The sequence below is a fragment of the Desulfurivibrio modestus genome (genome assembly GCF_044068625.1).
Classification (GTDB): domain Bacteria; phylum Desulfobacterota; class Desulfobulbia; order Desulfobulbales; family Desulfurivibrionaceae; genus Desulfurivibrio.
The window spans coordinates 164,396-183,128 of record NZ_JBIPKH010000002.1; the positions used below are offsets into that span (position 1 = coordinate 164,396).

General features: G+C 60.9%; 16 protein-coding genes. 9 read left to right on the forward strand and 7 right to left on the reverse strand.

The features are described from left to right. Positions 1–74: 74 nt before the first annotated feature. Positions 75–1,856, reverse strand: coding sequence for a sensor domain-containing diguanylate cyclase (locus ACHHRT_RS02360; RefSeq protein WP_395497299.1), 1,782 nt, complete (start codon positions 1,854–1,856; stop codon positions 75–77). Between the two features lie 185 nt (positions 1,857–2,041). On the opposite strand from ACHHRT_RS02360, the gene ACHHRT_RS02365 reads away from it, so the two are divergent. The 3 genes from ACHHRT_RS02365 to ACHHRT_RS02375 are packed head-to-tail and all read left to right on the forward strand — an operon-like array spanning position 2,042 to position 5,830. Next, positions 2,042–3,484 carry an HD-GYP domain-containing protein gene (locus tag ACHHRT_RS02365; RefSeq protein ID WP_395497301.1) on the forward strand — a complete coding sequence of 481 codons (1,443 nt, stop codon included), beginning with the start codon at positions 2,042–2,044 and terminating at the stop codon, positions 3,482–3,484. A gap of 25 nt (positions 3,485–3,509) precedes the next feature. Next, positions 3,510–4,997 (forward strand): diguanylate cyclase, encoded by a 1,488-nt coding sequence (locus ACHHRT_RS02370; protein WP_395497303.1) that lies wholly within the window; start codon positions 3,510–3,512, stop codon positions 4,995–4,997. Further along, positions 4,997–5,830, forward strand: coding sequence for a DUF362 domain-containing protein (locus ACHHRT_RS02375; protein ID WP_395497305.1), 834 nt, complete (start codon positions 4,997–4,999; stop codon positions 5,828–5,830). The genes ACHHRT_RS02370 and ACHHRT_RS02375 overlap by 1 nt, the downstream gene beginning before the upstream one ends. Before the next feature lie 8 nt (positions 5,831–5,838). Here ACHHRT_RS02375 and ACHHRT_RS02380 read toward each other — a convergent pair whose 3' ends face one another. After that, positions 5,839–6,672, reverse strand: a complete 834-nt coding sequence (locus ACHHRT_RS02380; protein WP_395497307.1) for a pyruvate, water dikinase regulatory protein — start codon at positions 6,670–6,672, stop codon at positions 5,839–5,841. A gap of 145 nt (positions 6,673–6,817) precedes the next feature. Between ACHHRT_RS02380 and ACHHRT_RS02385 the strand changes: the two genes are divergently transcribed. After that, positions 6,818–7,885: a methyl-accepting chemotaxis protein gene (locus ACHHRT_RS02385; RefSeq protein ID WP_395497309.1), complete on the forward strand. Its 1,068-nt coding sequence runs from the start codon at positions 6,818–6,820 to the stop codon at positions 7,883–7,885. Between the two features lie 19 nt (positions 7,886–7,904). On the opposite strand, the gene ACHHRT_RS02390 is transcribed toward ACHHRT_RS02385, so the two are convergent. Beyond that, positions 7,905–8,816, reverse strand: coding sequence for a hypothetical protein (locus tag ACHHRT_RS02390; RefSeq protein WP_395497311.1), 912 nt, complete (start codon positions 8,814–8,816; stop codon positions 7,905–7,907). A 100-nt stretch (positions 8,817–8,916) separates the two neighbouring features. Beyond that, positions 8,917–11,112 carry an alpha-glucan family phosphorylase gene (gene glgP / locus ACHHRT_RS02395; RefSeq protein ID WP_395497313.1) on the reverse strand — a complete coding sequence of 732 codons (2,196 nt, stop codon included), beginning with the start codon at positions 11,110–11,112 and terminating at the stop codon, positions 8,917–8,919. A 165-nt stretch (positions 11,113–11,277) separates the two neighbouring features. Here glgP and pal point away from each other — a divergent pair, with 165 nt between their 5' ends. Then, positions 11,278–11,868, forward strand: coding sequence for a peptidoglycan-associated lipoprotein Pal (pal, locus tag ACHHRT_RS02400; RefSeq protein WP_395497315.1), 591 nt, complete (start codon positions 11,278–11,280; stop codon positions 11,866–11,868). Between the two features lie 96 nt (positions 11,869–11,964). Next, positions 11,965–12,519, forward strand: coding sequence for an OmpH/Skp family outer membrane protein (locus ACHHRT_RS02405; protein ID WP_395497317.1), 555 nt, complete (start codon positions 11,965–11,967; stop codon positions 12,517–12,519). 43 nt (positions 12,520–12,562) lie between these two features. Here ACHHRT_RS02405 and dxs read toward each other — a convergent pair whose 3' ends face one another. Genes dxs through xseB form a run of 3 tightly spaced genes read right to left on the reverse strand, consistent with a single transcriptional unit; the run spans position 12,563 to position 15,607 of the window. Beyond that, the gene (dxs, locus tag ACHHRT_RS02410; protein WP_395497319.1) at positions 12,563–14,452 is read right to left on the reverse strand and encodes a 1-deoxy-D-xylulose-5-phosphate synthase; all 1,890 of its coding nucleotides are present in this window, start codon (positions 14,450–14,452) and stop codon (positions 12,563–12,565) included. A 7-nt stretch (positions 14,453–14,459) separates the two neighbouring features. Next, the gene (locus ACHHRT_RS02415) at positions 14,460–15,362 is read right to left on the reverse strand and encodes a polyprenyl synthetase family protein (protein WP_395497321.1); all 903 of its coding nucleotides are present in this window, start codon (positions 15,360–15,362) and stop codon (positions 14,460–14,462) included. 14 nt (positions 15,363–15,376) lie between these two features. Next, complete coding sequence (gene xseB / locus ACHHRT_RS02420) at positions 15,377–15,607, reverse strand: exodeoxyribonuclease VII small subunit (protein WP_395497323.1); 231 nt, start codon at positions 15,605–15,607, stop codon at positions 15,377–15,379. A 122-nt stretch (positions 15,608–15,729) separates the two neighbouring features. On the opposite strand from xseB, the gene xerC reads away from it, so the two are divergent. Genes xerC through hslU form a run of 3 tightly spaced genes read left to right on the forward strand, consistent with a single transcriptional unit; the run spans position 15,730 to position 18,730 of the window. Then, positions 15,730–16,638 carry a tyrosine recombinase XerC gene (xerC, locus tag ACHHRT_RS02425; protein WP_395497325.1) on the forward strand — a complete coding sequence of 303 codons (909 nt, stop codon included), beginning with the start codon at positions 15,730–15,732 and terminating at the stop codon, positions 16,636–16,638. A 19-nt stretch (positions 16,639–16,657) separates the two neighbouring features. Then, entirely contained in the window at positions 16,658–17,188 is a 531-nt protein-coding gene (gene hslV / locus ACHHRT_RS02430) for an ATP-dependent protease subunit HslV (protein ID WP_395497327.1), read from the forward strand. 27 nt (positions 17,189–17,215) lie between these two features. Next, positions 17,216–18,730 carry an ATP-dependent protease ATPase subunit HslU gene (gene hslU / locus ACHHRT_RS02435; RefSeq protein WP_395497329.1) on the forward strand — a complete coding sequence of 505 codons (1,515 nt, stop codon included), beginning with the start codon at positions 17,216–17,218 and terminating at the stop codon, positions 18,728–18,730. The last annotated feature ends 3 nt before the right edge of the window (positions 18,731–18,733 follow it).

Consider the following 18,733-nt stretch of genomic DNA (forward strand, 5'->3'; position numbering starts at 1 on the left):
GGGGCCGCCTGAATAAAAAGAGACAACCTAGCACAGTAGTCTCAATAAATCCAGGCGAAATAGGGGGAAAACCCTCAGATGTTGACCATGCAGCGGTTGCGGCCGGCGTGTTTGGCGCCGTAGAGGGCCTCGTCGGCGGCTCCTATCACCTCCCCGGCGGTCCGGCCATGGCGGGGGAAACTGGCGATGCCGATGCTGATGGTGTTTTGCAGCTTCAGGCCATTTTGGCAAACAAAGGTATGTTTTTCCACCGAGCGGCAGAGGCGTTCGGCGACCTCCACGGCAGCTCCCGGCTCACCGGGCACCAGAATGATAAACTCCTCTCCGCCGTAACGGCAGGCGACATCATCCCGCCGGATGTGGGAACGAATCAGGACCGCCAGTTGGGTCAGCACCTCATCGCCCACCTGATGACCATGGGTGTCGTTAACCAGCTTGAAGTGGTCCAGATCAAGCATCAGCACGCTGAAGGTGCGGCGCTGCTCAAAAGTGTGGACATCGAGGAGTTCCCGAATCTTGGTTTCGCAGTAGCGTTTGCTGTAAAGGCCGGTCAGGCCGTCGGTGATCGCCATCCGGTAAAGTCTGGCGTTGGCCAGGGTGATCTCGATCTGCTCACTGACCGCCGCCAGCAGTTTTTTCTCCATCTTGTTGAAAGCCTCCCCTTCCCGGCGGTGAAGATAGATCAAGCCCAGGGAGACGTGGTGGGTGGCCAGATTGGCCATGGCGGTGGTGTTGTCCTGGGTGAAGGCGGTTCCCCCCTCGGGGATGTTGTGCCAATACTCCCGGGCCTGGGCCAGCCAGGCCGGCAATTGATCGTCGGGCGGCGGCACCTGATATTGATGATGCCGGTAGCGGCGATCACCGTTTGCGCGCCAGCAGATTTCGCTGATGGCGCTTTCCTGCTTTTCCCGCCTTAAAAGCAGGGCCACCCGCTCGGCTTTGAAGGTTTGCTGCAGCAGATCGATGATTACCCGGCACAACTTGCCCCACTCGTTCTCCCGGTTCAGGTCCCGGACAAAGGAGTAGAGGTGTTCGGTTTCCCAGTTTTTACTTTTTATTTCGGCCATGGCCCGCTTGATCGCCTGGCTCATCACATTGAACTGCACGGCCATGTCCTGGATCTCGCCTTCGGCCTCCACTTCGACCCAGTGGGAGAAATCACCCCGCCCGGCCCGCATGAAGCCGGTTTCCAGCTGCTGCAGGGGGCGGTAGAGGTAGCGCTGAATAATCAGCGACAGCACCGCGGCCACCAGCAGGAAGGTCACCAGCCCGGCCAGCAGGGTGCGGAACATCACGGTGCGCAGCATGGCAAAGGTCTTGGCGAAGGGGACATCGTAGAACATGATCCCCAGAATTTTTTCTTCGGGATCATGGCAGGGGTGGCATTCCGGGGCGTTGGCGATCTTGACCACGTTGCGCAGCACCGGCTCACCGCCGATCTCCAGCAGGACACTCTTGCGGGTCGGCATCATCCCGGTCAGTTGGTGGCAGGCAACACACTCGGGGTTGTGGTCGGCGGAAAAGCGGGGGCTTTCGGAGCGGGGGTTGCCGGAAACCAGCAGGGTCCCGTTACTGCTGAGGATGCCGATATTGGAGGGTTGGACAATCTGGTGGACGCCGGCCACGGTGCGGCGGATCGCCTCCCAGTCGTTTTCCAGCATGGCCTGGCGTAAAAGATGCTCCACGGTCAGGGTCACCCGCATCCCTTCCTCCTGGGCCGCCTCGACGTAACGTCCCCGCTCATGGGAGAGGATGCCGACCAGGGAGAGCAGGATCGAAAGGCCCAGGAGCAGAAACAGGGTGGCCAGCAATCTGAAGCGGATGGTGCGGGTGAACTCGCCGATACCTCTCGCCATCGGGCCTTCCTCGCTTGGGTTCATTTTGCGACTGCAAACAACCATTAACCTACTGTTCTTCGTCGGTGGTGGCAACCCCTATGAGTGCAAAGCAACACTATTTGTTGACAATGAATAGTGAATCCATAACAATTCAAACAGGAATCAATTGCGATTATTTGTCGTTATTTCGAGGGAAGAGAGTCATGCGAGCCCGCCTGCATCCAACCAACAGCGAAGCCTGCCCGCAACTGCCCATCGACCGGCTGATCGCCGTGGTCGAAAAAGGAGGCAAGGTGCGGACCGGCGTGGATGTCTTTAACGGGCGCGGGTTGCTGTTGCTGGAGAAAAGCGTCCTGGTGGCCGACCCTAAAATTTTGCGCAAGGTCAAAGCCCAGGGCACCATGACCGTGCCCATAGCCGATGGGGGAGAGGGCGGACTCTGGGATCAGGAGGGGCGCAAGATCCCCTTGCCCGAGGAAGAGCCGGTTCAAGCTCTTTTCGCGGATAAAGCCTTGATCTGGCCAAAGCTTTCCAAGGATGTGGAGCTTAAGATCAGCGAAATAACCGAGATAAAGCTGGCTGCCGCCCGCAGGTATGAACTGGCCAAGGAGTGCATCCAAAAAACCCTGGATTCAATCCGCCAGGCCGGCGGCGAGTTCGATCTGGAACCGGTTTCAAAAACGGTGGGCGAGCTGGTCGATTTCGTTACCCTGAACGACAACTCGTTTGCCTACCTGACCCGGGAGATCTTCTCCTACGACGATTACCTGTACAACCACTCCGTCAATGTCTGCACCATCGGCACGGTGATCATGCAGCGCTTCAACAACGCGTTCAGTGCCGCAGTCAATTCCTTTCTCAACGATAATCCCCAGGGCCCGCCGGGCGCGGCCCCCCGGGATCCGGGGGCTTTTGTTTACTATACCTCTTCCGAGCTGCGCAACATCTCCATCGGTTACTTCCTGCACGACTTGGGCAAGGTGATGATCGACCCGGAGATCCTTAATAAAACCGGTAAATTGACGGCAAAGGAGTTCCAGGTGGTCAAGTCCCACGTCACCGACAAGGTGGAGCGGATTTTGCGTAAAAACAAGCTGAGCGACCCGCATATCGTCAATGTCTGCCTCTACCACCACGCCGCCCTCTATGCCGGCGAGGAGCGCTGTTATCCCCAGCAGGATCACCACCTGGTGCCCTCCTACGTCAAGGTCTGCAAACTGGCGGATATTTACGATGCCATGACCTCGATACGCTGCTACAAGAACGCCCTCAACCCGGTGAGCGTGGTCTCTGAGATCTTCCACCACTACGCCCGCAAAGATCCCTTCCTCCAGTATGTCCTCCACTCGTTCATCGGTTCGGTGGGGATCTACCCGGCCGGCAGCGTGGTCTATCTCACCAACGGGCAACTGGCCTATGTCCTGGACAGCGACGGCCCCCTCCTGCTGCCGCTCACCGATTCCGGGGGCACTCCCCTGGCCAAAGAACCCGAGGTGATTGTGATGGACCGAGGGCAGACCGGCAACGCGCTGGCCATCGATCGTCAACAGCCGCCCATCTCCCCTTTGGAGGCCTACCGGATCCTGCCCGATTATCTGCGCCGGGCCCTGGAGGCGGGCCGCCGGCAAAAACCGGTGCTGGCCTGATGCTATCACTCTTTTATCCTAAAATATGAGGTTAGACATTTTGCTCCCAAACTCATCTTCCGGTCTTGACGACAACTTCTTCCTCACCGCCCAGCGGGAAAGCGAGGCCCTCAGGGAGCGTCTGCTGGAACTGTACCTGCTTTACGCCACCAGCCGGACCTGCAGTGTCGCAGTCCAGACCAACTCCCTTTTTGTCAATATTGTCGATCTGCTGAAAAACACCTTGCGGGTGGAGGAGTTCTGCCTGATGTTGCGGGATCCGGTCAGCGGTCTGTACGAGATGTGGACCGCCGATGACCGGGTCATGGCCCGGGCCGGTGATTGCAGTTTCCGGCCCGGCGAAGGAATTTCCGGCTTGGTGGTGGAGAGCGGGGAGGCGATCCTGGTGCCCGATGTCACTAAGGAACCGCGCTTTCTCAACTACCATGGCCTGCTGCCCGATATCGGCTCATTCCTTTCGGTGCCGCTGGTTGATGACAATGGCCGGGTTTTCGGGGTGTTGAATATCCACAAGGCCAGCCCCAACAGTTTTCGCGAGCATGACAAAAATTTCTTCTGTGCCGTGGCCAATAATCTGGCGGTGGCCCTGGAGCGGGCCCGGATCTTTGAAAACGCCTGCCGGGAAGCGATGCGTGACGAACTGACCGGCCTTTACAATCGCCGCTACCTGCTGGAGTGCGGCACCCGGGAGCTGCTCAAGGCCCGGCGCGCCCAGGCGCCGATGGCGCTGCTGCTCCTCGATCTTGATAATTTTAAAGAGGTCAACGACCTCTGGGGTCATGCCCGGGGGGATGAGGTGCTGACCGGACTGGCGGCCCTGCTGACTAAAAATCTGCGCCAGAGTGACGTGGCGGCCCGTTATGGTGGCGAAGAGTTTGTGGTCCTCTTGCCCGATACCATGGGGACCGGGGCCCATGGCCTGGCCGAAAAGTTGCGGGCGACCGTGGCCGGCGAACTGGTGCTTAAGGATGGCGATAATTGCCGGACGGTTACCATGACGGTGGGGGTCGCCTCCTCGCCCGAGGATGGCCAAGATTTCGACCAGTTGCTGGCGGCGGCCGATCGTCGCCTTTATCTGGGCAAGGCGGCGGGGCGTAACCGGGTGGTGGGACGGCAGCAGGAGCAACCCGCGATCCAGCCCGCCGCCAACCGGCGCCAAGCCCCGCGGCGGCCCACGGCTCTGAGGGCCTTGGTAGATTACCCCGAATCAGTGCTGCCGGCGGCGGTACGAGCCGTTGATATCCAGCAGGGCCGGGAGTGGAAGTCCTGCTCTCTGCTTAATGCCAGCAGCCACGGCTTTAGCGGGATGGTCGATTTTGCCCCGGAGGTGGGGGCCCAATATCGTTGCCGGGCTTTATCGGGCGCCAAGAAGCCCCGTTTCCTTGACTTCACGGTCCAGGTTCGCCACGTTGAACTGCTGGCTGAAACGCGGTTCCTTATAGGAGTCAGGATTGGCACCGGTGACGCCGGCGAGTGGCAGAGGGTTTACGCCTTGCTGACCGGAAAAGCCTGATGGAGAAGGGGGTGGTATATCACTGCCCGTTTGCCGGCGACTGGGTTGGGGCAACCGGTCGCCTGCTGGACCGGGCCGGCCTGGCGGCGGTATTGGATGACCGGCGACCCATTGTGCTCAAACCCAACCTGGTCAAGGCCGCCCCGCCGCCCATCACCACCCCGGTGGCCCTGGTGGCGGCTCTGGTGGATTATCTCCAGCGGGCCCGGCCGGGGGCGGAGATCATTGTGGCCGAGGGCTGCGGAGCCAAGGAGTACGACACCGACCACTGTTTTACCACCCTGGGTTATGCCCAAATGGCGATGGAGCGGGGGGTAAAGCTGATCGATCTCAACCAGGCCCCCTTGACCCGCCTCTCCCGCCCCCAATACGGGCGCTGGCCGGAGATGCACCTGCCCACGCTGCTGCTGGACGCCTTCCTGATCTCACTGCCGGTACTCAAGGCCCACACCCTGGCCAAGGTTACCCTGACCATGAAAAACATGATGGGAGCCGCCCCCCCGGCCTGCTACCAGCAGGGGGGGCACTGGAAAAAGGCCGCCTTCCATCAGGAAATTCAGGCGGCGGTGGCGGACCTTAACCGTTATCGCTGCCCCGACTTCACTCTGCTTGACGCCACCATCGGCCTTAGTAAGTCCCACCTGGGCGGCCCGCTCTGCCGGCCGTCGCCCGGCTTGCTGGCCGCCTCATTCGATCCGGTGGCCATCGACGCCTTTGGGGCCGGCCTGCTGGGTCATGACTGGCAGACCATCGGTCATATCCGCTCCCTGGACGGGGAACTGGGCCGGGCCCATCCCCTCAAGCTGATCAAGCTGGAACCACTCCCCAAGTAGGGTGGGGCTCAGGACTGACTGTTCAGTTCCGCCGGCTTTTTGCTGATGCCCAGCTCCTGGGTGACCTGGGTGGCGATCTCCTCAATGGACCGACCGGCGGTGGAGATGACCGGAATCTTATAATTGTTTAAGATCTGTTCAGCCTGCTTGATCTCTTCGCTGCAGGTGGCCAATCTGGCGTAGCTACTCCCCTGATAGCGTTTTTCCCTGACGATATGGAGCAGCTCCGGAGTGGTGGTCAGGCCCACGGCCCGGCGGGCGTTACGCCTTAAAGCGTCGGGCAGCTTGTATTCGCGCAGGTATTCCGTGGTCATGGGAAAGTTGGCGGCCTTCAACCCCATCTGGGTGGCGAGGTAGACGCTGACCGGGGTTTTACCGGTGCGGGAAACCCCCAACAGGATGACATCCGCCTCGTCGAATTCGTTGGTTCTTACCCCGTCGTCATGCTCCAGGCAGAAGTGGATCGCCTCAACCCTTTTGGCCATGGTGATGTTGTCCACATGGCGGGAAAACCCGGGGACCCGCAGGGCCTTGGCCTCCAGACAGCCCTCCAGATCTTCGAGAAAGGCCCGGAAGGGGTCGAACAGTTCCACCTCCGGATGATCGAAGATCCGGCGGATCTCCTCATTCATGATGGTGCTGAAAATAATGGGCCGCCGGCCGCCGGAATGCTTCAGGATATAGGCCAGGGTTTTCTGGGCCTCCTCCCTGGTCAGGATAAAGGGGAAGCGCTCCTCATGAAAGCTGACCTCGGGAAACTGGCGGATCATGGCATGCCCCAGATTGGTGGCCAGGATCCCGGTGCTGTCGGAAACAAAATAGATATCTTTGGAGCTCCACATCTCGCATTTCCTCTTGTTGGCCAGGTACGGTTCTGGTAGCGTTGGCAAATGATTTACCCGGTCTCGCAACCGAATGGTAGTTGTCTCCTGATGGTTTTGGCAACAACAAAAGGGTGTACCATATGTTCCTTGAGGAGGGAAAGGGATGAATCTGCGAGAAATGACCATCGCCCAAAAGATTGCCGGGGCATTCGGCCTTATCATCCTGTTGATGATCGTTTTTGGCCTGATCAACTACTGGGGAATCGGGCAGATTATCGGTCAGGAAAATCAGGGGGCGATGCTGGACACCGCCCAAGGCTTGCGCTCCAGCCTGGCCCTGGCCTCTCTGCTGATCATCGGTCTGGTGGTCCTGGTGGCATTCCAGACCCACCGGGGGATCGCCGCCACTTTGCGGGGGATTGCCCGGCAGATGTCCGAAGGCTCGGCCCAGGTGGCCTCGGCCGCCGCCCAGGTCTCCTCATCCAGCCAACACCTGGCCGAGGGGGCTTCAGAGCAGGCCGCCTCCCTGGAGGAGACTTCGGCCGCGCTGGAAGAGGTCTCCAGCATGACCCAGCGGGATGCCGAAAATGCCGATCAGGCCAATCGGGTGATGAGCAATGCCGCCACCGTGGTTCGCCAGGCCGAGGGCTCCATGGCGCGACTGATCTCTTCGATGGCTGAAATATCCCAGGCCAGCAGCGAAACCCAGAAAATTGTCAAAACCATCGATGAAATCGCCTTTCAGACCAACCTGCTGGCCCTGAACGCGGCGGTGGAGGCCGCCCGGGCCGGGGAAGCCGGAGCCGGGTTCGCGGTGGTGGCCGACGAGGTGCGTAATCTGGCGATGCGGGCCGCGGAAGCCGCGCGCAACACCTCTGCCTTGATTGAAGGGACGGTACAGAAGGTTCAGTCCGGCTCGGAGCTGGTCAACGAAACCAGCGACGCCTTTGGCCAGGCGGCCAGCTCGATTGGCCAGATCTCCTCCCTGGTGGCGGAGATTGCCGGTTCCACCGGCGAACAGGCCAAGGCGATCTCCCAGGTCAGCATCGCTGTCAGCCAGATTGACGGCGTGACCCAACAGAACGCGGCCACCTCGGAGGAGTCGGCCGCCGCCGCCGAGGAGCTGAGCGCTCAGTCGGAGATGATGAACGCGACGGTTCGCAATCTGATGCGGGCCATCGGTGGAATGAACGGGGCAGGGGAGGGGGACCCCCAACTCCTGGCTGAATAACGGCTGCTTCGAGTTAATTCTAGGCCAGCAGCCAGCGATCCAGCCGTTGGCCCAGGTTGTGCCGCAGTTCCGCCATCGACCTCGGCAATGGGGGATTGCCCTGATGCTCCCGGGTAAAGAGTTCCGCCGCCCGTTCCATGGCCCTTTCGGCCAGGGCCCGACTGAGCGGGGTTAAGCGGGGATGCCGGCCCATGGTCTCCTCCAGCGCCGCCACCATTCTTGCCGATGGCGCATGGCCACCTTCCTTGCTCCCGTCCGAGGCCGGCGGCAGGGAGGATTGGCCGGTACCGGCCGTTTCAGCTTCAAACCACTCCTTAAGCTGTTGCCATTGGGCCTGGATAATGTCGTGGTAGCGATAAACCCGGCTGGCCGTCGGCAGTTGATCCGGGGGGGCGGCCTGACCGCCGGTCGAAGAAGGCAGGTGCCCCACGGCCCTGGGGCCACGACTGATCAGCTGTTGCGAACTGTAGGATGCCTGGAGAAAGGTGGCGGAGAGCTCACGGATTGAGCCCAACTCCCCCAAATTGAGCGCCCCCTCCAGGGCTCTTTCCAGATCCCCGTTGAAAAAATCGTAGGCGATGCCGGTCAGTTGCTCCATCAACCGTTCAATATCCCGCAACTCCTCGGTGTTGAGATCGCCCTCAACGCTGAGGGAGTAGGATTGGGTTTCCAAATTGCTCAAGCTGTAGGCGTTGAGCAGGGCGCCGCCCCGCTGGACTTGACCAGTGCCCAACTTGGTGGCGCTGCTCCAGTCGGCGGAGATGCTGACCCGGTCACCCTCGGCGGTGGTCAGGGAGATTGAGCTTTGCCGGGCCAGCAGAACCGCTTGCTGGTAAGAGAAGTTTTGATCTCCGGAGACCGAGGTGGCAGCCTGGCGGCCGAGGCCGGGGGGCAAAGGGGCGGGCAGGGGGGAGGTGGCAAACTCATTCATGATCCGACTCCTGGCAGATGGGAGCAAGGGAAGCTATAAAAAGGCTGGAGGGCGACCGGGCCCTCCTTGTTACTCCCATCGGCAGGAAGAGGGGAAAACTTTAACCGTCCAAATCGCTTTGGTACAGGGCACGGAATTTTCTCATCCGCTCTTCAATTTCAGCCGGCAGCAGCAACTGGTAGCGTTCAACATACTCCGCCGCCATCCGGTGGGTGTTGAAGATCGGACAGTTGAGGATCAGGTTGTTGAGGCAGCGATCCAGATACTGGTCCAGACCCTCGGGGTGGTAAAAGGTGCCCAGCAGGTCCGGCAGCATCTCGTAGAATGAGGCGGCATCCTCCCGGTAGAGCAGTTCGGAAGGGTTCTCGCTGAGCAGTTCCGCCTTCACCGGACCTTCGTAGCCGAATTTCCAGCCGGTCTTGCCGTCGTGGTAACCCTCCACCCACCAGCCGTCCATGATGCTGACGTTGGGAATGCCGTTCATCGCCGCCTTCATGCCGCTGGTGCCGCTGGCCTCCAGGGGGCGCTTGGGACTGTTGAGCCAGGCGTGGCAGCCGGCCACCATCATCTTGGCCACCGACATGTCGTAATCGGGCACAAAGACCAACCGGGCCAGCCCTTGGGTTTTTCGATACAACTCCTCCTGGATATCGATGATGCTCTTAATCAGCACCTTGCCGGGTTCATCGGCCGGATGGGCCTTGCCGGCGTAGATGAAATTCACCGGCCAGCGGGAAGCCAGCAGGATCTCCGCCAGGCGATCAAGGTCCTCGAAGACCAGGTCCGCCCTTTTGTAGGTGGAGAAACGGCGGGCGAAACCGAAGGTGAAGGCCTGGCCATCAAGCCGACCTTCGCTCTCTCCCAGGTATGACAGGTAGTTGGGCGGGTCGATCCAGGTGGAAACCCTTTGGTGTCGATGGCGGGAGAGCATGCCGTTGAGATAGGCCACCAGAATGGAGGTATCCTGCCGCCAGGCCTCGGTGAAGCTCCGGCGAAACTTCTTGCTGTTCAAAGCCTTGCCGGCCCGGTTGAAGACGCAGGGCTCCAGACGCCAGTTGGCCAGTTCGGGAACAGTGTCATAGGCCGCCGCCTTGGCGTCGCTGATCCAGGTGAGGTGATGAACCCCGTTGGTGATGGCGCTGATCCGCTCCCTGAACTGGGGAAACTGGGCCTGGGTCACCTCGCGGTGCAAACGGCTGACGCTGTTGGTGGCCCGGTTGACCCGCATTGCCAGGGCGGTAAAGTTGTAAGCGGTCGAATCCTGCTCATCCAGGGCCAGCAGATGGAGAATACGGCGCAAGAATGAGTGCTCAAGACCATGATAAAGGGCATGGGGGAAACGGTCGTGACCGGCTTTGACCGGGGTGTGGATGGTGTAAACCACGTGCCGGGCCGCTTGCTCGGCGGCGGCCAGAATATCCTGGTCGCTGGCCTGCTGGCGGTAATTGTCCCCCAGTTGCCGGTGTAAAATCTCCGAGATCAGGGAGAGAACCAGGATCACCCCATGCTGTTCATTTAAATGGATGGTCTTGGAGGTCAGGCCCAGGGCGCGCATGGCCGGCAACACCGCGGCCCCCAGCAGCCGGCGCTGAATCACCTTGGACGCCTCCGAGCTGCTGTCGTAAAGCTGATGGGAAGCTTTACGGATCCAGTCCGGTGATTGGGGCTGATCGTAATCGAGCAGGAGTTCCGGCACAAAGAAATCGAGGTTGCAACTGACCTCCATCTTCATCCACAGCCGGGCCACCGCCTTGATCGGCTGGTCATCACGATCATGGAAATCCACCTCGACGGTGAGCGGCTCGGTCGGTCGGCCGGGCTGATGCAGCAGATAGAGGCCGGGGGTCTCCTCCGGCTTCCACTCCCGGGACCAGACCACCTGACCCAGATTCATATCAACCAGCTGGGAAAAGTAACCCCGCCGGTAGAGCAGGGACACCGCCACCACTGGAATATGACAGTCGGCAAAACTCTTCAGGGTATCACCGGCCAGAACCCCCAATCCTCCGCTGTAGATGGGAATTTTACTGGGTCCGCTGAGAAATCTACCAGCCTCCGGCGGCAGATCGGCGGCGAGATCCTCCCGGGCGGCGGCCTCCTGAAGTAGTTTCTTGATGGGGTGATAGACATCCCGATCGGCCCCGATCTCCATAGTTACGTAGGTGGTTGAGTTACCTTCAGGAGCGGTCAGGGTTCGCCACACCCGGTCGAAGCACTCCTGGGAAACCCCGAAAAAGCGGCCATGGGGGCCGGTGGCCAGCAGATCCTCGGCACATGCCCTCTTAGTCGTTGTCATGATAAACCTTGTTTGGGTTAACTAAAGTATGGGTCGGTTGGAAAAAATGTGTTGAATTTCCAGGTCCTTTTCTATACACTGCTTCACCGAAGCGTCACGAAACGATGATTCCATCGACGTGCGTGATTAACCTGGAAAGTATACCCTAAATAAGGAGATGGCCAGATGAAAAAAGGAATGGGGCAGATTTTTACCGCAGTGGCAATTGTTTGTACAGTTTCGCTGTTCACCTTCGCTTGCTCCAAACCGGTCAAAGTTGAACCCGTCGCGCCGACAACGACCGCTCCTGCCGCCACGGTCGAGGCCGATCGCCCCGACCATGCTCCCTGGGAGCCCGCCGAAGCCTGGCCCGGACCCGCCGAGGAGGAAGCCCTGACCGACACCGGCGCCCGCGAACTGGCGCTGCGGGAAGGCCGCACCAGCACCCCGCTGTTCCCGGTTTATTTCGACTTTGATCGTTCCAATATCCGGCCCGACCAGGAAGGCCGGATCACCGAGAACGGCAACTACCTGCTGGACAACATGCGGGTCCGGGTGCGGATCGAAGGTAATACCGATGACCGCGGCACCCGCGAATACAATATGGCCCTGGGTGAACGCCGGGCCATGAGCGCCAAGAAATACCTGATGGACATGGGCATCGCTGCCGGCCGCCTGGAGACCGTAAGCTACGGGGAGGAGCGCCCCATCGCCTTTGGACAGAATGAGGAATCCTGGGCCCTGAACCGACGGGCCGACTTCGTTCTTCTCAGGTAATGCCCCATAAACAGTCCAGGAGGCAAGCCGATCCGGGGCGGGGAAACTCGTCCCGGATTTTTTTTAGTTCCGCCATCTTTGCAAGGAGTGTTGATTATGATGAGTAGAAGCCTTTTTACCCCGCTGCTGGCCGCCCTCCTGCTGCTGAACCTCGGGTTGGCCCCGGTCGTTGCCGCGGCTGAGCCGGTCCGGATCGCCGTGATCAGCATCCAGGATATTCTTGATCGCTCCGTCGTCGCCCGGGAGGCCCGGGGGAAGATTGAAGCTGAGATCGAGAAGCAGCGCGCCACCCTCCAGCGGGAGCAGACGGCCCTGGAGGAGATGCGGGAGGAGATAGAAAAGAAGAGTTCGGTCTGGAGCGACCAGGTCCGGGCTGACCGGGAGCGGGAGTTTCAGCGCCGCGTCCGGGCCTTCGAGGGCCTCAATGAAGACGCCCAGCTGGCCGTTCAGCAGCGGGAAAAGGTGTTGATGGAACCGGTCCTGCTGAAGCTGGACGAGATCATCGCCGAATTCGGGCGTGAGCGCAATTATGACCTGATTCTGGAATACACCATGAAGGGGCTGCGAAGCCGCACCGGCCTGCTTTACGCCGCCGAGGCCATGGATATCAGCGAACAGGTCCGTCAGGAACTGGATAAACGTCTCAAGTAACGGTAAATCCCGTGGTGGAGGGGAGCCGTCCCCCTCCACCACCTCAGTTCATGATCTCCACGGCGGCGGCACTGATGGCCGCGGCATCGATTCCGGCCAGTTGCCTAAGCTTCTCCTGATCGCCGTGCTCCAGAAAACGATCGGGCAGCCCCAGGATCTTCACCCGGGGGCAGTTGATCCCCCGGCGGTTGAGCAGCTCCAGCACCGCCGAACCGAACCCCCCGGCCCGGACATTCTCCTCCACCGTTACCACCCGGCCGGTTTTCTCGGCCCAGTGGCAGATCAGCTCACCATCAAGGGGCTTGATAAAGCGGGGATTTATCACCGCCGCCGCAATCCCCATTTTGGCCAACCCCTCGGCGGCTTCCAGGGCCGTGCTGACCCGATTGCCCACCGGCAGCAGCAGCAGATCATTGCCCTCCCGCAACAATTCACCCTTACCGAAGGGGATCTTGCGCAGATCGCCATCCCGTTCAACCCCCAGGCCACTCCCCCGCGGATAGCGAATGGCCACCGGTCCCGGACAGTGGAGGGCGGTGTACAGCATATGGCGTAACTCGTTTTCATCTTTTGGGGTCATCAACAGCAGGTTGGGAATCATGCGCAGGAAAGAGATATCGAACACCCCATGATGGGTGGGTCCGTCATCCCCCACCACCCCCCCCCGGTCAATGGCGAAAATCACCGGCAGATTGGGCAGGCAGACGTCATGGATCACCTGGTCGAAGGCCCGCTGCAGAAAGGTGGAATAGACCGCCACCACCGGCCGCAGCCCCTCGCAGGCCAGGCCGGCGGCAAAGGTCACCGCGTGCTGTTCAGCAATCCCCACATCGAAGAAGCGGTCGGGGAATTTTTCGGCAAAGGCGCCCAAGCCGGTGCCGATGGGCATGGCGGCGGTGATCGCGGTCAAGCGGGGGTCGACCTGCCCCAATTCCACCAGGGTTTCCCCGAAAACTTTGGTGTAAGAGGGTGGCCCGGGGCTGGGCACCGGCTTACCGGTGGCGATATCAAAAGGACCAACCCCATGGAAATCACCGGGATGTTCCTCGGCCGGGGCATACCCCTTACCCTTGGTGGTCAGAACATGGATCAGTACCGGCCCTTCACTGAAATCACGGACGTTGCGCAGGGTTTCCAGCAGCAGATCCAGTTTGTGGCCGGGGATCGGCCCCACATATTTGAATTTTAAGGCCTCAAACAGCATGCCGGGGGTAAAAAAGCCCTTCAAGCTCTCTTCGCTGCGTTTGAGCAGGTGCAGGATATTCTCCCCGGCCCGGTAATTTTTCAGGAAATGCTCCATCTCCTTTTTAATCCGCACCATGGTCCGACCGGTGAGCTTGCGGCTCAAGAAACTGGAGAGTGCCCCGACATTGGGCGAGATCGACATCTCGTTGTCGTTCAGGATCACGATCAGATTTTTATCCAGATGACCGGCCTGGTTCAAACCCTCAAAGGCCAGGCCGCCGGTCATGGAGCCATCTCCGATCACCGCGATGGTCTTGTTGTTTTCCCCCTTCAATTCGGCTCCCACCGCCATGCCGAGGGCGGCGGAGATCGAGGTGCTGCTGTGGCCGGTATCGAAGCTGTCGTATTCGCTCTCCTCCCGCTTGGGAAAGCCGCTGACCCCCTGGTAGCGCCGCAGGGTATGAAAGCGATCCCGGCGGCCGGTGAGCAGTTTGTGGGCGTAACACTGATGCCCCACGTCCCAGATAATCTTGTCGGCGGGGGTGTTGAAGATGTAGTGCAGAGCCAGAGTCAGCTCCACCACCCCCAAACAGGGAGCGAGATGGCCGCCGTTGACGGCGACGGTACTCACAATCATTTCCCGCAGTTCGGCGGCCAGCTGGGGTAGTTTTTCCACAGGCAGCTTGCGCAGATCGCCGGGGGAGTCGATCCGCTCCAGCAGAGAGTTGTTTGCTTCGGTCGCGTTCATGGCGTTGTTATCTTTTCCGGGAGTAGATGTAGTGGGCCAGATCCCGCAGGGGATCGGCGCGATGGTCGAACAGCTCGGGGGGCAGGGCGGCCACCGCCGCGGTCACCGCTTCCCTGGCCTTCTCTTCGGTGACGGCCAGGCCGAGAATGGCGGGGTAGGTGGCCTTGCCCCGGGCGGCGTCGCTACCCGCCGCTTTACCCAGGGTGGCGGTATCGCCGGTGACATTGAGCAGATCATCGACAATCTGGAAGGCCAGGCCCACCTGCTCGCCATAGGTGGTCAGGGCGGCCAGTTGCCGGGAATCGGCTCCGCCGGCAATGGCTCCGACCTGGACGGCGGCGGTTATCAGGGCTCCGGTCTTGCAACGATGAATCCGCTGCAGTTCCTCCAGGCCAACACCTTCCCCCCGGCCCTCCGCTTCGATATCGAGAACCTGACCGCCCACCATTCCCATGGGGCCAATGGCCACCGCCACCTGATTAACGATCCGCAACTGATCGGCCGGGGCCAGGGTGGCGGCGGCCAGGGGCCGAGCCAGCAGCTCAAAGGCGAAGCTGAGCAGGCCGTCTCCGGCCAGAATTGCCGCCGCCTCGCCAAACTTCTTGTGGCTGGTGGGCATCCCCCGCCGGAGGTCATCATCATCCATGGCCGGCAGATCGTCATGGATCAACGAATAGGTATGGATACACTCCAGGGCCGCCGCCAGGGGCAGCAGCGGCTCGGGCTCGGCCCCCAGAGCTTCAGCGGCGGCCAGGCAGAGAATGGGCCGCACCCGTTTGCCCCCGGCCAGCAGACTGTAGCGCATCGCCTCGACATGGCCGGCCAGCGGCCCGGTAAGCGGCGGCAACAGCTCGGTCAGGGCCTGCTCCACCAGCTCACGCCGCCGGTTCAGGTATTGCTTGATCTCCATGGGGTGGGGCACCTCTACTCTTCTTCCTGCTCCGCAAAAGGAACGGCAACTACTTCACCCTCCTTTTTCAACAGGATCTCGACCTTTTTTTCCGCCTCATCCAACGTCTTGCTGCAAAAATCGGCCAGGCGGACACCTTCGTCGAATTTTTTCAAGGAGTGCTCCAGGCTCAGCTCGCCCTCCTCAAGTTCCCGGGTGATCTTCTCCAGCCGGGCCATGGCTTCTTCGAAGTTTTGTTTTGCCATCGGGAATCACTCTCCTTTGCGCGATTGATAAGCACTCAGAATAATTGAAGGCGAACCATTGGGCAATCTCTTTCCAAAAAAAGCGCCCTGTGGTAGGGTGCGAGCAATTTGAGGTGGTGGCGATGGCCGACGGGATGCGAGAACATATCGAAGCCTTTTTGCGGTGGCTGGAGGTGGAAAAGGGGTACTCTTCCCACACCGTCGCAAGTTATAGGCGCGATCTGAACGAGTTTACCGCCCAGGCCGCGGCCGCAAGCGGGCGGGAACTCACGGTCAGCCAGTTGGATGCTTTACGGGTCCGCTCCTTTGTTTACAGTCTGCACTCCCGCAACAAAAGCTCGTCGGTTGCCCGAAAGCTCTCGGCCCTGCGAACCTTTTTCCGTTTTCTCCTGAAAAGGGAAGTGCTGGGGAGTGATCCCGCCGCCGCCATCGCCGCCCCCAAGGGGGAGGGTTATCTGCCGGTGGTCTTGAGCGTGGATGAGGTCTTTTGCCTGCTGGAGATGCCCGGCCCGGGGGACCGTTTTGCCGCCCGCGACCGGGCCATGCTGGAGTTGCTTTATGCCACCGGCCTGCGGGTGGCGGAGTTGGCCGCCCTGGATCTGGCAATGGTCGATCTGGGGGAGGGGATGGTCCGGGTCCACGGCAAGGGCAATAAGGAGCGTTTGGTACCCATGGGCACTGCCGCGGTGGCCGCCATTGAAGCCTACCTGCCCCAAAGGGCGGTTCTGCTGCAGAGTGGCCGGGCCGAAAGGGCGCTCTTTTTGAACAGTCGGGGCGGCCGGATCACCACCCGCAGCATCGAACGACTGGTGAAGATGTACGCCGAGCGGGCGGGCATTGCCGCCCGGGTCAGCCCCCATGCCCTGCGCCACTCCTTTGCCACCCATCTCCTGGAGATGGGTGCCGACCTGCGGGTGGTGCAGGAACTGTTGGGCCATGCTAGCCTTTCGACCACCCAGCGCTATACCCACCTCAATCTGGATCATCTGACGGCGGTGTACGACAAATCCCACCCCCTGGCGGGTGGCTAACATTTGGATGGGAAATACCATGAAGATTCGTTCAACCACAGTGGTGGCGGTACGGCATCGGGGCAAGGTGGCCATGGCCGGCGATGGCCAGGTTACCATGGGTAACGTGGTGGTCAAGCACCAGGCCCGCAAGATCCGCCGCCTCTATCACGGCAAGGTGGTCACCGGTTTCGCCGGGGCCACCGCCGATGCCTTTACCCTCTTCGACAAGCTGGAGCAACAGCTGGAAAAACATAGCGGCAACCTGCTGCGGGGAGCGGTGGAACTGGCCAAGGAGTGGCGTACCGACCGGATGCTGCGCCGGCTTGAAGCCCTGCTGATCGCGGCGGATGCCGAACGCTCACTGCTGATCTCCGGCACCGGCGACGTGATCGAGCCCGACGACGGCATTCTGGCCATCGGTTCCGGCGGTCCTTACGCCCAGGCCGCCGCCCAGGCCCTGGTGGGCCACTCCCAACTGGAAGCCCCGGAGATCTGCCGGGTGGCTCTGGAGATCGCCGGCGGCCTCTGTATCTACACCAATGCCAATATCCACCTGGAAATCATCTAACCGGAGCCTGTTATTTTTCCCATGATTATGAAAGCGCAAATCAATACGGAAGAGGCCGAGGCCGCCGCGGTCACGGTAAACTCCCTTTCTCCCCGCGAAATCGTGCAAAGACTGGATGACTTCATCGTCGGCCAGGGGGATGCCAAACGTTCCGTGGCCATCGCCCTGCGTAACCGCTGGCGGCGCCAGCAGGTACCGCCCCCGTTGCGTGATGAGATCGCCCCCAAGAATATCATTATGATCGGCCCCACCGGAGTGGGTAAAACCGAGATCGCCCGCCGGTTGGCGGTACTGGCCCAATCCCCGTTTCTCAAGGTGGAGGCCTCCAAATTCACCGAAGTGGGCTATGTGGGCCGAGACGTGGAGTCCATGGTTCGCGACCTGCTGGAACTGGCCATCGCCATGGTCCGGGGGGAGGAGCGGGAGCAGGTGATGCAGCGGGCGGAGACCCTGGCCGAAGAGCGGATTCTCGACCTCCTGGTTCCCCCGCCGCCCCGAAATGCCACCGGGGGAGGGGAGCGTTCCTCGCGAGCGGGATTTCCCTCCGGGGGCAACGTTCTGCCGGTACCCCACTGGGAATCGGGCAACGGGAGCACCGCCCGGTCGGCGGCCGGCCCGGTTTCATCGATGACTCCCGAGGATCAGGGGGATGGCAACGGAACTACCCGCGAGAAATTCCGCCGGATGCTGCGGGAGGGCAAGCTGGATGAGCGGGAGGTGGAGGTGGAGGTGGAACAGTCCCGGCCGATGCCGATGATGGAGGTCTTCTCCCCCGGCGGCATGGAGGAGATGGAGGGCAATCTCCGGGAGATGTTCGGCAAAATTTTCCCGGCCAAAATGAGAAAGAGAAAGCTCAAGGTCCGGGAAGCGCTGGAGGTGTTGCGCAAGAGCGAGGCGGAAAAGCTGATCGATCATGAGCGGGTAACCCGCCTGGCCATTCGCCGCACCGAGCAGTCGGGGATAATTTTCCTGGATGAGATCGACAAGATCGCCTCCAAGGGGGGCGGCGGCCACGGCCCCGAGGTTTCCCGGGAGGGGGTTCAGCGCGATCTGCTGCCCATCGTTGAAGGGGCCACGGTGACCACCAAGCACGGAATGGTCCGTACCGACCATATCCTGTTTATCGCCAGTGGCGCTTTCCATGTCAGCAAACCCTCCGACCTGATTCCGGAGCTGCAGGGCCGTTTCCCCATCCGGGTGGAATTGAGCGCCCTGGGGGAGGCGGAGTTTTACCGGATTCTCACCGAGCCGCAAAATGCCCTGCTCAAACAATATGCCGCCCTGATGGCCACCGAAGGGATCGAATTGAGTTTCACCGACAAGGCGATCCACGAGCTGGCCCGGCTGGCGGCCCAGGTTAACGGGCGCACGGAAAATATCGGGGCCCGGCGCCTGCATACCATCCTGGAGCGGCTGCTGGAGGAGCTCTCCTTCGAAGCTCCGGATCTGGGAGAAAAGAGCTTTGAGGTCACGGCGGATTATGTTCGCGGGCAACTGGCGGAAGTGGTGGCAAACGAAGATTTGAGCCGCTTTATCTTATAGCAA

What these genes read in the sequence shown, in the direction of transcription:
- ACHHRT_RS02360 (WP_395497299.1), bottom strand. Translation starts at nt 1,856, where the DNA reads ATGGCGAGAGGTATCGGCGAGTTCACCCGCACCATCCGCTTCAGATTG.
- ACHHRT_RS02365 (WP_395497301.1), top strand. Translation starts at nt 2,042, where the DNA reads ATGCGAGCCCGCCTGCATCCAACCAACAGCGAAGCCTGCCCGCAACTG.
- ACHHRT_RS02370 (WP_395497303.1), top strand. Translation starts at nt 3,510, where the DNA reads ATGAGGTTAGACATTTTGCTCCCAAACTCATCTTCCGGTCTTGACGAC.
- ACHHRT_RS02375 (WP_395497305.1), top strand. Translation starts at nt 4,997, where the DNA reads ATGGAGAAGGGGGTGGTATATCACTGCCCGTTTGCCGGCGACTGGGTT.
- ACHHRT_RS02380 (WP_395497307.1), bottom strand. Translation starts at nt 6,672, where the DNA reads ATGTGGAGCTCCAAAGATATCTATTTTGTTTCCGACAGCACCGGGATC.
- ACHHRT_RS02385 (WP_395497309.1), top strand. Translation starts at nt 6,818, where the DNA reads ATGAATCTGCGAGAAATGACCATCGCCCAAAAGATTGCCGGGGCATTC.
- ACHHRT_RS02390 (WP_395497311.1), bottom strand. Translation starts at nt 8,816, where the DNA reads ATGAATGAGTTTGCCACCTCCCCCCTGCCCGCCCCTTTGCCCCCCGGC.
- glgP (WP_395497313.1), bottom strand. Translation starts at nt 11,112, where the DNA reads ATGACAACGACTAAGAGGGCATGTGCCGAGGATCTGCTGGCCACCGGC.
- pal (WP_395497315.1), top strand. Translation starts at nt 11,278, where the DNA reads ATGAAAAAAGGAATGGGGCAGATTTTTACCGCAGTGGCAATTGTTTGT.
- ACHHRT_RS02405 (WP_395497317.1), top strand. Translation starts at nt 11,965, where the DNA reads ATGATGAGTAGAAGCCTTTTTACCCCGCTGCTGGCCGCCCTCCTGCTG.
- dxs (WP_395497319.1), bottom strand. Translation starts at nt 14,452, where the DNA reads ATGAACGCGACCGAAGCAAACAACTCTCTGCTGGAGCGGATCGACTCC.
- ACHHRT_RS02415 (WP_395497321.1), bottom strand. Translation starts at nt 15,362, where the DNA reads ATGGAGATCAAGCAATACCTGAACCGGCGGCGTGAGCTGGTGGAGCAG.
- xseB (WP_395497323.1), bottom strand. Translation starts at nt 15,607, where the DNA reads ATGGCAAAACAAAACTTCGAAGAAGCCATGGCCCGGCTGGAGAAGATC.
- xerC (WP_395497325.1), top strand. Translation starts at nt 15,730, where the DNA reads ATGGCCGACGGGATGCGAGAACATATCGAAGCCTTTTTGCGGTGGCTG.
- hslV (WP_395497327.1), top strand. Translation starts at nt 16,658, where the DNA reads ATGAAGATTCGTTCAACCACAGTGGTGGCGGTACGGCATCGGGGCAAG.
- hslU (WP_395497329.1), top strand. Translation starts at nt 17,216, where the DNA reads ATGAAAGCGCAAATCAATACGGAAGAGGCCGAGGCCGCCGCGGTCACG.